The sequence below is a fragment of the Virgibacillus necropolis genome (assembly GCF_002224365.1).
Classification (GTDB): Bacteria; Bacillota; Bacilli; order Bacillales; family Amphibacillaceae; genus Virgibacillus_F; species Virgibacillus_F necropolis.
This window is the reverse complement of the sequence record NZ_CP022437.1, coordinates 3543832-3560013: the sequence shown is the minus strand read 5'-3', so window position 1 is coordinate 3560013 and position 16182 is coordinate 3543832. Positions and strand designations below refer to the sequence as shown.

15 protein-coding genes are annotated in these 16182 nt (G+C 37.5%); 11 read left to right on the top strand and 4 right to left on the bottom strand.

Translation table 11 applies throughout. The annotated features are described in order from the left end of the window. Window positions 1–21: 21 nt before the first annotated feature. Both CFK40_RS16925 and CFK40_RS16920 read right to left on the bottom strand, forming a co-directional pair. Window positions 22–1191, bottom strand: a complete 1170-nt coding sequence (locus CFK40_RS16925; RefSeq protein ID WP_089533576.1) for a M20 family metallopeptidase — start codon at window positions 1189–1191, stop codon at window positions 22–24. A gap of 135 nt (window positions 1192–1326) precedes the next feature. Beyond that, entirely contained in the window at window positions 1327–1761 is a 435-nt protein-coding gene (locus tag CFK40_RS16920; protein WP_089533575.1) for a ferritin-like domain-containing protein, read from the bottom strand. Between the two features lie 106 nt (window positions 1762–1867). Between CFK40_RS16920 and CFK40_RS16915 the strand changes: the two genes are divergently transcribed. The 7 genes from CFK40_RS16915 (at window position 1868) to CFK40_RS16885 (ending at window position 7770) form a co-directional block, all read left to right on the top strand. Beyond that, window positions 1868–2296, top strand: coding sequence for a hypothetical protein (locus CFK40_RS16915; protein ID WP_089533574.1), 429 nt, complete (start codon window positions 1868–1870; stop codon window positions 2294–2296). Window positions 2297–2349: 53 nt separating this feature from the next. Then, the gene (locus CFK40_RS16910) at window positions 2350–4056 is read left to right on the top strand and encodes an RNA-guided endonuclease TnpB family protein (protein ID WP_089533573.1); all 1707 of its coding nucleotides are present in this window, start codon (window positions 2350–2352) and stop codon (window positions 4054–4056) included. 235 nt (window positions 4057–4291) lie between these two features. After that, a complete protein-coding gene (gene liaF, locus CFK40_RS16905) occupies window positions 4292–5065 on the top strand; it encodes a cell wall-active antibiotics response protein LiaF (RefSeq protein WP_089533572.1) in 774 nt (257 codons plus the stop codon). A 14-nt stretch (window positions 5066–5079) separates the two neighbouring features. Next, on the top strand, window positions 5080–6117 hold the full coding sequence (locus tag CFK40_RS16900; RefSeq protein WP_089533571.1) for a sensor histidine kinase: 1038 nt from the start codon (window positions 5080–5082) through the stop codon (window positions 6115–6117). Between the two features lie 15 nt (window positions 6118–6132). Further along, window positions 6133–6777 carry a response regulator gene (locus CFK40_RS16895; RefSeq protein WP_089533570.1) on the top strand — a complete coding sequence of 215 codons (645 nt, stop codon included), beginning with the start codon at window positions 6133–6135 and terminating at the stop codon, window positions 6775–6777. 78 nt (window positions 6778–6855) lie between these two features. After that, the gene (locus tag CFK40_RS16890) at window positions 6856–7284 is read left to right on the top strand and encodes a disulfide oxidoreductase (protein WP_089533569.1); all 429 of its coding nucleotides are present in this window, start codon (window positions 6856–6858) and stop codon (window positions 7282–7284) included. Window positions 7285–7287: 3 nt separating this feature from the next. Then, window positions 7288–7770, top strand: a complete 483-nt coding sequence (locus tag CFK40_RS16885) for a thioredoxin family protein (protein ID WP_089533568.1) — start codon at window positions 7288–7290, stop codon at window positions 7768–7770. Window positions 7771–7860: 90 nt separating this feature from the next. Here CFK40_RS16885 and CFK40_RS16880 read toward each other — a convergent pair whose 3' ends face one another. Further along, on the bottom strand, window positions 7861–8358 hold the full coding sequence (locus CFK40_RS16880) for an antibiotic biosynthesis monooxygenase family protein (protein ID WP_089533567.1): 498 nt from the start codon (window positions 8356–8358) through the stop codon (window positions 7861–7863). A 177-nt stretch (window positions 8359–8535) separates the two neighbouring features. On the opposite strand from CFK40_RS16880, the gene CFK40_RS16875 reads away from it, so the two are divergent. The 4 genes from CFK40_RS16875 to hemY all read left to right on the top strand — a co-directional run bounded on the left by CFK40_RS16875 (window position 8536) and on the right by hemY (window position 14209). Beyond that, entirely contained in the window at window positions 8536–10698 is a 2163-nt protein-coding gene (locus CFK40_RS16875; RefSeq protein WP_089533566.1) for a transglycosylase domain-containing protein, read from the top strand. Between the two features lie 99 nt (window positions 10699–10797). Then, window positions 10798–11832, top strand: a complete 1035-nt coding sequence (gene hemE, locus CFK40_RS16870; RefSeq protein ID WP_089533565.1) for a uroporphyrinogen decarboxylase — start codon at window positions 10798–10800, stop codon at window positions 11830–11832. A gap of 38 nt (window positions 11833–11870) precedes the next feature. Beyond that, entirely contained in the window at window positions 11871–12809 is a 939-nt protein-coding gene (hemH, locus tag CFK40_RS16865; RefSeq protein WP_089533564.1) for a ferrochelatase, read from the top strand. Then, on the top strand, window positions 12809–14209 hold the full coding sequence (gene hemY, locus CFK40_RS16860; RefSeq protein ID WP_089533563.1) for a protoporphyrinogen oxidase: 1401 nt from the start codon (window positions 12809–12811) through the stop codon (window positions 14207–14209). The genes hemH and hemY overlap by 1 nt, the downstream gene beginning before the upstream one ends. A 129-nt stretch (window positions 14210–14338) precedes the next feature. Here hemY and pepF read toward each other — a convergent pair whose 3' ends face one another. Next, window positions 14339–16150: an oligoendopeptidase F gene (gene pepF, locus CFK40_RS16855; RefSeq protein ID WP_089533562.1), complete on the bottom strand. Its 1812-nt coding sequence runs from the start codon at window positions 16148–16150 to the stop codon at window positions 14339–14341. Between the last annotated feature and the right edge of the window lie 32 nt (window positions 16151–16182).

The following is a 16182-nucleotide window of genomic DNA, read 5'->3' as shown; positions in this document are numbered from 1 at the left end:
TGTGGGGATGTTTTCGTATTTTTATTTTTCTTGATAGGCTAAATATGCTTCCATTAATGTCTTGGCAGCGATTGGGAGTGCGCGTTCATCGATATCGAATTTTGGATGGTGATGTGGATACTCGTTCCCTTCCTTTTGTGCGCCGGTAAAAAAATAGGTACCCGGTTTCTCTAGTAAATAATAACCAAAATCTTCTCCCCCCATTACAGGAACAACTTCTTCTCGGGTTGTTATTTCTGGAACATTTTTACTAGCCAGTAATACAAGTTCAGCTTCCTCGGCGTGATTTATTAATGGTGGATAGCCTTTTTCATAATTCAGCTTATACGTTGCTCCGTTTGCTACACAAACACCATTGATAATTCGTTCCATTTCTTCGATAACCTGATCTTGGATACGTGTATCGAGATAACGCATTGTTCCGACTAGTTTTGCTTTGTCGGCAATAATGTTAAAGGCGTTGCCGGCTTCAAATATTCCAATGGTTAATACGGCTGTTTGAAGCGGGTCAATGCGTCTGCTAATTATTTTTTGCAGTTGAGTGATTACCTCGGCACCGATAATAATGGCATCATTTGTTTCGTGTGGGTATCCACCATGACCACCTTTACCTTGAATAGTTATGTCAAATCGATCTGCCCCAGCCATAAAAACATCTTTGGACGTCTGCATGACACCGAGCGGGGTTGTAGCCCATAAATGTGTTCCAAAAACAGCGTCAACATGATTAAGTGCCCCAGATTCTACAATAGGCTTTGCACCACCTGGAGCGTATTCTTCTGCATGTTGATGCAAGAAAACGACTGTTCCAGGTAACTCATCTTGAAAAGATAGTAGTGCTTTTGCAAGTGATAATAATGTCGCTGTGTGTCCATCATGCCCACAAGCATGCATCACCCCATCAACTTTTGATTTATAGGGAACATCTTTTTCATCTTGGATCGGAAGTGCATCAAAATCAGCACGTAAAGCAACAGTTTTACCTGGTTTGCCACCCTTAAGTGTAGCAATTACGCCATTTCCGCCTACCTTTGTTTGATAAGGAATACCTAAATCGTCATAAAAGTCGGCAATATATTTTGCTGTTTTTTCTTCTTTAAACGAAAGCTCTGGATGTTGGTGTAAGTATCTTCTTATATCAACCATTTCTTGATAAAGCTGGTCAATTCGCTGATGAAGCTCTTTACGCATTTAAAAACCTCCATGAAAATAATTTGATTTACATACAGTTTATCATGCTTTTATTACAAAGTTTAAGAATTCGGATTTGACATTGATAAATTGAAACAAAAAAAGAGCATCGGGATAGATGCTCTTGTAAACGATTTATGTTAATCGAGGGTCTTGCAGTAAACGTTCTATTTCCTCTTTATGATGTGTTTCATCTGCAATCATGTCTTCAATTTTCACGACAAGCTCAGTAAGGTTCAATTTTTCTGCTTGTTTTTTACGTATTTCATAGCGATCAATCGTATCTTTTTCAGATTGTAGTGATGCCGCTAATAAGTCTGCCACTTCTGTAGGTTGCGGTATGTCCGCAGATTTTGTAGTAGGTGTTCCGCCCAATGTTTTAATTTTTTCCGATAAGTATAATGCATGTCCTAATTCATCAGCTATTTCTCCTTCGAAAAAGGGTTTTAATGCGGAACTGTATAATCCGGAAACAACGGATGCGCTATACGTGTATTGAATTGCAGCGCCGTATTCACCGGCTAAATCTTCATTTAATCCATCAATTAATTCTTGTAGTTCTTTATCCATCTTGTATCCCAGCCTTTCGTTTATTTACGCTTACATAACTATTTCCCAAATCAAGTTTTTTTAAACTCTTATTTTGAGGTATTATTGTTTTAGGGGGGAAGATTTTATGAGGAAAAAAAGCTCTTATTTATATATTTTTCTATTATCCTTTGTTTTATTCACTTCCGTTTTATGGGGGATTAAAATAATGCAGGGTACTATTCCTTTGGTTGATCAATGGACAAGGGATTTTGTAAGAGCAATGGCAGATTCGAATATCTATTTTCTATTTCGCTTGATAACTGAACTTGGGTCTGGAACCTTTTTAACACCATTTACTATCGTCATGGGTTTTGTTTTATGGTACATTTTTCGCGATTGGTTAGTCGGGGTCATATTTGCAGGTGGGACAATACTTAGTTACGGCATAAATGTTTTTATCCTATTAGGGCGAGAAGACCCCCACTTCAAACACTCGAAGGTTTCTAAAACCAGTGTTAAGTGGGGGATGACTCGCCCCTCCCCTCCCCTCCAGAGGAGGTTTTTGCTGGAATAGGAACAGACATTCTGATATAATAACTATAATATAATAAGACAGGAGCATGACTTATGGGAATTAAGGCGTATTTTTCAAATCGTATCTATAAGAATACCATTTTGGATGAAAACGTTGATGCTATTGGTCATGCTCTCTTTGTGTTTAATAGAGCGAAGCAGTTTGCCTTTAGTACAGCAACAAAAGAAAAACGCTCTGGAATGAAAAAACGAGACAAATCTTTGCACCTTACGGTAAAGAACAGGTTTTCGTTGGATGATTACTACACTAATAGTGCCGTTCAAGAAGCTAAAGCAAAAGAAAAGAGTCTAGACGAGTTAAAGAAGCTATACATGAAGAACAAAGAGATTCAAATTAAGTCGATCAAAAATAAAATAAAGAAAGACAAATCAAAACTAACGTCATTAAAAAAAATTAAAAAAACATTTAGAAACGGAAAGCCATCATTTCCCAAAAATTCAAGAATAAAAAAGTTGGGTAACTACTTTGTCGTGCAATTTAAAAATAAGACTGATTTGTATTATCATACGTATCAATTGGAACATACATACCTAGATACTGAAATCAAAAGACGCCACACACGAATTGGTTTTTTAAACTTCAAATTGAACAAATACGAAGATAGCCTAAGATCCTTAAATACGAAAATACCGAGCGTCGTCTTTGGTTCAAAAAAACACTTCCAAGCACAGTACACTGTCAATACGTATATTGATAACCATAAACTTTGGCAAAAGACTTGGGAAGAGAATAGATACCGAAAGATGGTTATTTCTGGTCGTAAGGACTCAGGCTGTGGAAATTTTGTTTTTAACTATGATGGGACGAATAAAGTGCTTCGTTTCAAGACCCCGAAAGGTGTCTCAGTTGAAGTTGGGAATCTGTATTTCCCTTATGGTCAAGAAAAAGTAGAAAGTAGGATTCTTGCACAGACGAATTGTAAGAATAAAAAGAAATACGGGAAGCCAGTAGCATGGGCAATAGAAGACTGTGGGGAATACTACATCTTTAAAACGATGTTTGATGACGAATCAAAAGCGTATGTGAATCATTCCAAGACAGATGGAGCAATTGGCATTGACTGTAACGTTGACCATTTCGCAGTATCAACTGTTAATTCGAATGGTCAACTCCTAGGTTCCTGGTCTTTAAAATTCAATTTGAAAGGCAAGACAAGTGGACAGACGACGAAAATCATTGAAGCCGAAGCAATAGAGATCGTTAACATTGCTACTCGTACAAATAAGCCGATAGTAGTCGAGAAACTAAATACGACATCATCAAAGCTATCTAATCCTTACGGAAACAAAAAAGTAAATAGGATGATGTCTGCTTTTGCATACAAAAAGATGCTTTCTGCAATAAAGTCACGAGCCGAAAAAGAGGACATTGCAGTTTTTGAAGTCAACCCTGCATATACAAGTCAAATAGGTAAGATGAAGTATATGAAAAGATTAGGTATATCGATACACGAAGCAGCAAGTTTTGTAATTGCTCGTAGAGCAATGGGTTTTAAAGAAAAACTTCCACCAGTGTTGGGCACACTACTACCAGAGAAGATAGTAGGTGCTCATCATTGGGTGCATTGGAAGTATATTTCGAATGCGTTGAAAGGTATACATATTAATTCGTACTACCATTCAAATTTTTTCAACTTAGACAGGTTTCGTTCTACGAACGAACTTTTTGCTTCAGGGGCTCTTACAGACTTGGAAATAAAAGGTCTGTTGAAGTTGAAAAATGGAAAAACCGCATCCTAGTTGAACGGGATACGGTCATGTACAATACATGTCTTTTTTAGAATCCCCACTTCAAACAATCCTTAAGGATGTTAAGTGGTGGGTAGTTCAATTATTTTAGTATGGACGCATGTTTTTGAATATGTACAAAAATGCCGAACTCCGTCTTAAGGCGGAGATAAAAACGTTCTGTAGGTCGTTATGAAAGATCATTCCAGCCGATAAACTAGATATAATTAGAAAAGAGGTGATGAAGATGAATAATCGATTTATACGTTTATTAATCGCTAGTATTATAATAGTAATAGGTTTATTACTAATCTTACAAAACCTTGCTGTAATCGATCTGGATATGAATGGAATTTGGCCATATACGTACGCCATTTTGTTTATTATCTTTGGGTTAAAGTGGTTCATTGATAATTTACGAAATAATGGGGGAAGTTGGATTTTTGGATCATTTCTATTTCTTTTTGGTTTTTTATTAGTGTTAGGGGAGATTGGGTTAGTAGATTTTTCCTTTAACGATATAGTTAAGTTATGGCCATTGCTGATCATTTATATCGGGTTTACTATTATTGGAAAACCAAAGCGAAAGAAAAATTATAAGTTTGTGGTTGATACGGATGAGAAAAAAGACAATACAGTTGGAAAGAAGAATAAACATGGAAATCGTTTTTCAATAGGGGATCATCAATTTGCAGAACCAAATTGGAAGGTTGAGCCAATGGATTTATTTAATGCTGCTGGTGACTATTACATTGATTTTTCCAAAGCTTTTATTCCGGAAAAAGAAATCCCGATTATGATTAACAGCTGGGCTGGTGATATTCAGATTCTCATGCCGGAAAACGTTGCATGTTGTATTGATGCTTCTGTTAAGGCTGGTGAAATTAATGTCATGGGGCAAACCTCAGAAGGTATAAATAGGAAAGTGTATTATGAAACAGATGATTATCAAGAAGCAACAAGAAAATTAATGATTACATTGAAATTAAAAGCAGGATCTGTACGAGTAGATAAAGTATAATGAGGTGATGGATTATATTTAAGCGACTTAATAGTATACGATTTAGTCATATTCGTTCCCATTTTTACGCATTGTTTTTAACGACTGTCATATTGCTATCTTTTCTATTATCTATTTATGTCTTATTTACCCCACAGTGGTTAACCGTGGAAAGTATTTTTTTGTTTATTACAACCTATGTGGTGGTAGCTTTAGTACTCGCTTTATATGTAGGGTTCAAATCAAGTGGGGATATGAAAGAGCGGCTAGATTATTTTTCTGTATTAATCACCCAATTTGCAAACGGAAACTATCAATCACGCTTGTATTTTAATGAAGATGATGAAATTGCTAGAATCGGTAACGAACTAAATGAGCTAGGCAAAAAAATGCAGGATCAAGTAAAATCCTTACAACGCATGGCCGACGCGAAGGCAGACTTGGCAAAATCAGCACACAAAGCTGCAGTAATTGAAGAGAGGCAACGTCTAGCCAGGGATTTACACGATTCTGTTAGTCAGCAACTGTTTGGTGTGACCATGATGGCGGAAGCGTCACTCAAACAAATCGATAAAAACCCTGTAATCGCAAAGGAACAGCTTGAAAATGTTGCGGCTAGTGCATTACAAGCGCAAACAGAAATGCGTGCGTTACTGCTACATCTACGCCCTGTTCATTTATCTGGAGATCCGTTACCAACTGGCTTAAAAAAATTAATAGAAGAACTGAAACAAAAGAGTACACTCAATTTTAAGGTGGAAATTGATGAAGCTATTAAACTACCAGAAACGACAGAAGAACACGTTTTTCGGATAATACAAGAGTCATTATCTAATATTTTGCGACATGCCGAAGCAAATGAGGTAAAGGTTAAGCTTTCCATGCGATCAAACGAATTATTCATACATATAGCTGATAATGGCCAAGGATTTCATGTTGATGAAGACTCAAATCGGAAAACATCCTATGGTCTTAAAACAATGAAGGAACGAAGCGAAGAATTAGGAGGAACATTTACGATTCGATCAGTTCAAGGTGAAGGTACATATATAGATATACGAATTCCGTGTTAAGGAGGAGGGAAAGTAATGATAGGAGTTGTCGTAGTAGATGACCATGATGTCGTTCGAAAAGGCATCGTTTCATATTTACAAACTGATGACACGATTGAGGTCATCGGCCAAGCTGCAAATGGAAACGACGGGGCAGCACTGGTAATAAAAGAAAAACCTGATGTCGTGTTAATGGACCTAATGATGGAAAATGGTAACGGGATTGAGGCGACTCGTACGATCACAGATAGTAAAATTGATACAAAAATCATCATACTGACAAGTTTTTATGATGATAAGCAAGTTTTTCCTGCTTTAGAAGCTGGTGCATTCAGTTATATTTTAAAAACTTCCTCTGCCGGTGAAATTGTAACAGCAATTAAAAAGGCATCTCAAGGAGAAACGGTTATCGAGCCAAAAGTGGCAGGAAAAGTGATGTCGTCATTCCGCACTGAATCACCTAAAGCACATGATGAATTAACTGAACGAGAACTTGAGGTACTTATTTGTATTGGTAATGGGATGACAAATCAAGAAATTAGCGAAAAATTGTATATTGGCATTAAAACGGTAAAAACGCATGTAAGTAATGTTCTAGGAAAATTAGATGTACATGATCGCACCCAGGCTGCCGTTTATGTTCACAGAAATGACTTAATCTCTATTGAAAATGAGGAGTAGTACACTCCTCATTTTTGTTTTTTTTTATAATGAATTGTATACTGTTTATGTATCTTTGTAGTAAGGGAGTTTACATACATGAATCATTCCAAAAATGGTGAAACACTCATATTCCTAATATGGGGTCAAAGCGTAATTGCATTATTCGGAAGCTTATTTTTTTCTGAAGTAATGGATTATGTCCCTTGTGAGTTATGCTGGTACCAACGTATATTAATGTATCCACTCGTAATTATTTATGGTATGTCAATGATAAAAAAGGATTTGTCAATGGCTTTTCCTGGACTAATTTTAAGTGGAATAGGAATATTCGTTTCCATCTATCATTATTTAATTCAGAAACTACCAGCTTTCCATGAAGCGACTGAATCTTGCGGAATAATTCCGTGTAACACCGCGTACGTAAATTATTTTGGGTTTATCACAATCCCGTTTTTAGCAGGAGTAGCTTTTATCGTTATTTTTGTACTCCATATCACTTTATTAAAACAACATAGGGGGAAGTAAGCGATGAAAAAAAAGATGATAATTTTTGTAGTAGTTCTGGTAGTTTTGTTTGCTGCACTATATTTTGTTATTCAATATAAAAATAATCAAGCAATTGAAGATAGTAATAATCCATATGGAAAAAGCAATTTAGATCAGGCTACAATCGAACAGTTAGATGATCCTAATTATAAAAATCAAATTTTACCTGAAGAATTAAATGAAAAACTTGAAAACGGTGAATCATTAACGGTTTATTTTTATGACCCCAAATGTATACATTGTCAACGTACAACGCCAATCCTTGTACCGTTAACAGAAGAACTTGGTATTGATGTGAAAAAACTGAATGTATTAGAGTTTCCAGATGCTTGGACAACGTATGGTATTGAAGGAACACCGACCTTAATTCATTTTGAAGACGGGGAAGAAGTTACGCGTATTAGCGGAGGACAAACGGAAGAATCGTTACGAGCATTTTTTGAGGAGAACGGTTTGGCAGAATAAGTAGTCTTGGGTATTGGTACTAATATAGAACGTGTTATAGCAAGAAAAACGGAAGTGCCATTTAAATCGGCGCTTCCGTTTTTCTTGATGCTACTCAGGTTCAACCATGTTGTAGCTTGTAATATAAGGCTTATCAGCAAAATAAGCAGGTGGTTTCGTTTCGCCACCATTTTGATGTTGTTTTTTAAACGCATCTGAGTTCTTCCAGTTATTGAAATCCTCGACTGATGCCCACTGTGTAAGCACAACATACTTATTTCCACTTTGTGGACGTAATAATCGAAACGCCTGAAAACCGGGAGAGGAGTCAATTGTTGAACTTCGCTGCTTAAAACGATCCTCAAAAACAGTTCGTCCGTCCTCTGTCACCGTTATATTGTTCATAACTACAAATCCTTTTTCTTGGATGGTTCCATTGTTAAGTAATACGTCATAAGCTCTTCCTGATTCGAAAACATTTTCATTGTTGTTCTCATAGTAAGCAAGTGCATTACCACCACTATTCATGAGATAAAAGTCGATTCCTGGGTGTTTATCAATTAATTTTTTAATAAACTCTAATGTGCCATTTGTCATATAAGCTTCCATATTTGTTTGAATCTCCTTTCAATTTTCCTCTATTTCATAATACCCGTTTAGTAATTTGTTAATCAAAAGATAAGATGAAAAAATGTATAAATAGTATTCCTTTTCGATTGTTGAAAACTGTCGTATACTGTAGGATGTGATTGGTTAACCAATCATGGCAGAGGTGAACAAGAAGTAATGGATCAGCATAAAAAACAAAAAATGATAGCTATGCTAAATAAGAAAAACATTGTAATGATTATCGGACTCATTGCAATTTTAGGAATTACAGGGTATTTAGTTATTATTTTTGGTGGAAAATTAGTAGTGAGTGAAGAGGATTTAATCCTAGATGCTACGACAACAATTGAAACAAAAGATGGGGAAGTAATTGCCGAATTATACAATGAAAATAGAACGCTTGTAGCGATAGAACAAATCCCAAAACATGTCCAAGAAGCTTTTATCTCCATTGAGGACCGACGCTTTTATGATCATGCAGGAGTAGATATTCAGTCTGTTGCTCGAGCTGTCTACCGCGATATCATCGCATTTGCTAAGGTGGAAGGTGCGAGTACAATCACACAACAATTGGCTAAAAATCTTTTTTTGCGTAATGATAAAACGTGGATGCGTAAAACCAAAGAAGTAATGGCTGCTATTTATCTGGAGAGGAAGTATACAAAAAAACACATACTCGAAATGTACCTAAACGAGATTTATTTCGGTTCAGGAGTATATGGTGTGGAAGAAGCATCACAATTATTTTTTTCTAAATCTGTTAAGAATTTATCGTTGATTGAAGGAGCGATGCTTGCTGGATTGGCAAAAGCTCCAAACGGCTATTCACCAATTGACCATCCTGAAAAGGCATTAGCAAGAAGGAATGTCGTACTTCAGTCAATGGATCATACCGGAAAAATTTCAACTGAGACTCGTATTCGGGCACAAGGGAAAACACTTGGGTTAAACGTACAGAAACCAGAAGAAACGCCATGGGTTGATTCCTATGTGGACTTAGTAATAAAAGAAGCTGCTGAAAACTATGAACTGTCTGTCGACGAATTACGACGGGGAGGATATCGGATAATTGTAAGCATCGATCAGACTATCCAACAAATTGCTTATGAGCAATTTAAGAACGATCAGTATTTCCCAGGCAATACAACAGGCACACAAGGTGCTTTTGTCATGATGGATCAGGTAAGTGGTGGTATAGTTGCTGCAATTGGCGGCCGCTCATATGAACGAGGCAATCTTAATCGTGCAACGGTAAAACGCCTACCTGGTTCGACAATAAAACCTATTGCGGTTTATGGTCCTGCTCTAATGAAAAAAAGTTATACGCCATATTCCTTGATTCCCGATCAAAAAGTTAGCATTGATGGATATACAGCGGAAAATGTACTTGATCAATACGAGGGAGCAGTTTCCATATATGAAGCACTCAGGATTTCTAAGAACGCACCAGCCGTATGGTTGCTCGATGCAATTGGTGTTAATTATGCGAAATCATATCTGGAGAAAATGGATATCTCTATAGAGGATAATGGGCTTGCGATTGCACTTGGTGGATTATCAAATGGAATAACACCAATTAAAATGATGGAAAGCTATCGACCATTTATTCATGAAGGGAAACATATAGAATCACATACCATAACACATATTTACGATCGAAATAATAAGTTAATTGCAGATGAAAAACATAAGGAAACTAAGGTATTTACTAGCCAAGTCGCATGGAATATGACTGAAATGTTATTGAATGTTGTTGATAATGGTACTGGTAAAGCAGGTGATTACGAAAAAGCGTTAGCCGGAAAAACCGGATCGACTGAGCACCCCCTTGTCGAAGGAGAGTATAAGGATGCCTGGTTTGTTGGGTATACACCACAGTATGTAAGTGCATTATGGATGGGCTATGATGTATCAGATAAGGACCATTTTCTTACCGATGGAAGTTCCTATCCAACGACGCTAACAAAATCAATTTTAACGGAAGTGGACAAGCAGCAACCATTAGAAACCAGTTTTGAAAAACCAGAAAATGTCGAGTCTTTACCAGAACCAATTGACCTGCCTAAGATTAAAAATTTAAAAGCTAGCTATACCTTTGGAGGCTTCTCACTGGTGAAAGGTAAACTGACCTGGTCGCAAGCAGCGGATGAACGTGTTGTCTATCATATTTATAAACAACAAAACGGTATTGATGAACGAATAGGGAAAGTTAAAGGGAAGCATGCGTTTATTATTGATAACCTTCCTTTGTTCAAAACAACTAGTTATTATGTTGTTCCGTATAATCCACTAACTAAGGTTGAGGGAACAAGATCAAATAGAGTAGAATTATCGCTGTAATCGACAAATTCATGACAATCAAACGGGTTTGCTATGCAGTTCGTAAGGAAATCGATATAGTAAAGAGTAGAGTATAAGCTGTTAAAAAGGGTGAAAAATATGTTGAAGCAAATGAATGATACAATCATCAAAGCCTATAATGGTGAAAAAACAGATCATGTCCCTGCTTGGTTTATGCGACAGGCTGGCCGATCACAAAAAGAGTACCGCGAAATCAAGGAAAAATATTCCTTATTTGAAATTACCCATCAACCAGAATTGTGTGCTTATGTTACACGTCTCCCAGTTGAGAATTATGGTGTTGATGCAGCAATTTTATATAAGGATATCATGTCGCCGCTCCCTGCTCTTGGGGTAGATGTTGAAATTAAAAAGAATATCGGACCAGTAATTCATAATCCAATACAAAGTTATCAGGATGTGGAAAATTTAGGTGTGATTAATCCCACATCAGATGTGCCATATGTACTGGATACGATTCGTTTACTTACAGAAGAACAATTAACCGTGCCATTAATCGGATTTAGTGGTGCACCATTCACATTAGCGAGCTATATGATTGAAGGTGGGCCTTCAAAAAATTATCATAAAACAAAGGCGCTTATGTATCGTGAACCAGAAACTTGGTTTGCATTAATGGACAAACTTGCAGATATGGTTATCACTTATGCAAAGGCACAGGTCAATGCAGGTGCTAAGGCAATCCAGATATTTGATTCTTGGGTAGGGGCTTTAAATGCTTCAGACTACCGAATTTTTATCAAACCAGCGATGCAGCATATATTCCGTGAGCTACAAAAAGAAGATGTTCCATTAATTTTATTTGGCATTGGATCAAGACATTTATTAATGGAATGGAACGATTTACCTGTCGATGTATTAGGGCTCGATTGGCGCACATCGATTCAAGAAGCTCGTCAAATGGGTGTTACCAAAGTTTTACAAGGTAATCTAGATCCAGCTATTTTGCTTGCGGATTGGGATACGATTGAAGAAAGAACAAAAGCAATTCTAGACCAAGGAATGCAGGAGCAAGGATATGTATTTAATTTGGGACACGGTGTAACACCTGAAATCAAACCTGCAACACTAAAAAAAGTAACCGAATTAGTTCATAGCTATTCCAAACGATAAAGGACAGAGATAAGAAACTGTTAAAGAGGTGTATGAAATTGGGAAAGAAAAAAATGGGATTATTAGTGATGGCTTATGGAACACCATACAAGGAAGAAGATATAGAGCGCTATTACACGGATATAAGACATGGACGTAAGCCATCACCTGAAGCGTTACAGGATTTAACTGATCGTTATAAAGCTATAGGAGGGATTTCTCCACTGGCAAAGATCACAAATGAGCAAGCAAAAGCATTAGAAATAAAACTTAATGATGTTCAAGAAGACTATGAATTTCATGTCTATATTGGGCTAAAGCATATTGAACCATTTATTGAAGATGCTGTCCGTCAAATGGAGATGGATGGTGTAGAAGAAGCGGTATCCCTAGTACTCGCCCCACATTATTCTACGTTTAGTGTGAAGTCTTATAACAAGCGCGCAAATGAGGAAGCTCGGAAACAAGGCAATCTAACTATTACATCAGTTGAGAGTTGGTATGACGCCCCTGGATTTATTAATTACTGGGCAAACCAGATCAATGCTGTTTATGATGAAATGTCTGCAGAGGAAAAGGAAAAAGCAGTACTTGTTATTTCTGCGCATAGTCTACCAGAGAAAATTTTACAGAACGGGGATCCTTATCCCGATCAATTAAAAGAAACAGCACGATTAATCGCTGAAGAAACAGGGATTACTAACTATGCAATTGGTTGGCAAAGTGAAGGAAATACACCAGATCCATGGCTTGGCCCAGATGTGCAAGATTTAACGAGAGAACTTTATGAACAAAAGGGCTACCGCTCGTTTGTCTATGCACCAGTTGGGTTCATCGCAGATCACTTAGAAGTTTTATACGATAATGATTACGAATGTAAAGTAGTTTGTGATGAACTTGGAGCAACCTATCATCGACCAGAAATGCCAAACGTACACCCTGAATTTATCACAACTTTAGCAGATGTTGTGCTACAAAAAGTAAAGCGTGATGCGTAGTGGAAAGTTCTAAAGAAATTGTAATTGTCGGTGGTGGAATAACAGGTTTATCTGCTGCTTACTATTTACAAAAAGAAATAAAGGAGCAAGGGTTACCATATAAAGTGAAACTAGTGGAAGCTAGTAGTCGTCTAGGTGGCAAAATTAGTACATTGAAAAAAGATGGATTTACCATTGAACGTGGCCCCGATTCGTTTTTATCGAGAAAAACACCCGCAGTAAAACTAGCGAAAGAGGTAGGGTTAGATGATCAGCTTGTACGTAATGGTACAGGCCAAGCCTATATTTTAGTTAATAATAAACTACATAAGATGCCACGTGGTTCACACATGGGAATCCCAACCAAGGCGCGGCCGTTTCTATTTTCAAACCTATTTTCATTCAAAGGAAAAATGCGGGCTGGTTTTGACTTTGTGTTACCAAAGGGTAAAGAGGTACAAGATCAATCGCTCGGAGGTTTTTTTCGGCACCGGTTTGGCAATGAATTAGTTGAAAACGTAATTGATCCACTGTTATCAGGCATCTATTCTGGTGACATTGATGATATGAGCTTGATGGCAACTTATCCTAATTTTTATCGCTTACAACAAGACCACAAGAGCTTGATTAAAGGGTTGCGAAAAACTCTGCCAAAAAGCCCTCGGTCTACGAAAAAAAAGGCTGGAGTTTTTTACACCTTCAAAGACGGTTTCGAATCGTTAGTGAAGCAAACAGAACAAAAACTTGATAAGGGTACAATAACACTAAATGTTGCAGTTGACCATATAGAGAAAAAAGATCATGGCTATCATCTTTTGTTAAGTAGTGGTGAAGTATATAAAGCAGATGCAATCATAATAGCAGCACAACACGAAACATTGCCTAAAGTATTTAGTCAATACGATTTCTTTCACGAATTCGATCTTGTGCCGTCGACATCCGTTGCAAATGTTGCAATGGCATTTGATCAATCAGCAATAAAACGCGACATCAATGGGACAGGATTTGTCGTTTCAAGAACTAGTGATTACCGGATTACCGCTTGTACATGGACACATAAAAAATGGCCACATACAACGCCAGAAGGAAGCGTTTTGCTTCGCTGTTATGTAGGACGACCAAATGATCAAGAGGTAGTAGATCTAACTGATGAGGAAATAAAAGATATTGTACTTGAGGATTTAAATAAAACGATGAACATTACTCAAGCACCCAAGTTCAGTGTGATCACACGCTGGAGAAATGCAAGACCACAATATACAGTGGGCCATACCGAACGAATCACGAAGATTCGTGGAAAGATGGCTGAGATGCTACCAGGAGTTTATCTCGCGGGAAGCTCATTCGAAGGTGTTGGCATTCCAGATTGTATCGAACAAGGTGAAAAAGCAGTGGATAATGTGTTGGAGTTTTTGCGATAAAAAGGAAGGTGCTCACAAAATCTGATGTGAGCACCTTTTTGTTGGGTCGGTTTTTGCCACCAGCCTGGAAATATCCGCCAATTCTTTCGCCAACTAACTCTCAGATGTAGTGGCATGCTACTTCAATCTTTATTCATACGTTTTTTCCAACTGGTCAATTAACGTTCCAACATAAGCAACTGCTGTTCTTATTGCATCTGGTTTTGACATATCTACACCAGCCATTTTTGTAAGGTCCTGTGGTGTCATTGTACCACCAGCTTTCAAAACAGATAACCAACGATCAACAGCTGGTTTTCCTTCTTCTTGAATTTTTTTTGTCACTGCTGTCGAAACCGTTAATCCAGCAGAATAAGTATACGGATATAGTCCCATATAATAATGTGGTTGACGCATCCAGGTTAATCCCGCACCTTCATCAAACACAACCGTCTCACCCCAAAAGTTTTCAAGCGCTTCTTGTTTTTGTTTGATTAGTACAGAAGCAGTTAATGGTGTTCCTTCTTCTGCTAGTTTATATACACGGCGCTGAAATTCGCCTTCTAGTAAATGGGTAACAAAATTGTGATAGTAGGTTCCTAGTAATTGTGTGATAACCCAGCGTTTCATACGCTTGTCTTCAGTTTTATTCATAATATGATCTGCTAAAAGCAATTCGTTTAGTGTTGACGGTGCTTCAACAAAATAAGTGGAAGGGCGCGTGTTTACGAGGGATTGACTTTTCCCAGCTAAATAAAAATGTCCTGCATGACCGAGTTCATGTGCCAGAAGAAATGCTCCACGCATATTATCTGTCCACGTAAGCAAAATATACGGATGAACACCATACGGACTTGAACAGAATGCGCCTGTTGCTTTCCCTACATTATCTGAAAAATCTACCCAACGATTGTCAATACCCTTCTGCATAATACCACTGTATTCTTCACCCATAATTTGTAGGGCGTCTAGGATTGTTGATGTTGCTTCTTCATAGGTTGTTTCCGGGTTAAAAGTTGGATCAAGTGGAGCTTTTAAGTCACAGTATCGCAACTCCTCTAATCCAAGTTCCTTTTTTTTCAGTTTAGCGAATTTGCGCATATGTGGTGCGAGTTCTTCTTGAATAATATCTAATTGATTATGATACATATCTTCGGTAACTTGTTGCGAATGAAGTAACATCTCTGTAACTGAATCGTAAGAACGGAGTCTTGACATCGTTACTTGTTTTGTTACCTCTGTTGCGTATGTAGCGGCATACGTATTTTTGTAACGATCTAAAGTCTTAATAAATGAGTCGTACGCTTGTCTACGAATCCCTGTATCAGCAGATAGTTCATAGCGATCCTCATAGAGTGCAGCTGACATTGGTAATACTACGCCATCCGCTGTTGATATGGATTCAAAATCCATATCGGATGATTTACTGCGTTGATAGATCATATATGGTGCACGATGCACTTCACTTAGTGCAGCAAGTGTTTCTTCTATTTCTGGTGATAACGTGTAAGGCTTTTTCTCTACTACATCATGCAGCATTTTTTTATATGGCAGCAGCTCTTCCTTTTCTTCAATGTACTGTTGAATTGTATCTGTTGATAGTGTTAATAATTCCGATTCAACAAAGGATAGTTTTGCGCCAATTTTCGCTAGTACAGAAGAGACCCGAGCGGAATCTGCTTGATTTTCTGCATCTGACCCATCAGCACTTGCTCGCAAACTGGCATATGTAGCAACGTGAATGACTTTTTTTTCAAATCGTTCCATCTCGGTTAAACAATCTACTAAAACAGTTGCGCTTGTACCCAATTGTCCCTTATACTGTGTCACATTAATAACATCTTGTTGAACTTTTTTAAGAGCGGATTCCCATGCATCGCGTGAAGCAAATAAATCAGTTAAATTCCAAGTATTTTCCTCAGGTACTTCATGTCTTTGCATTCTTCTCGTTTTAGTTGTCATTAAATTACCCTCTCCAAAATTATTTCGGAACT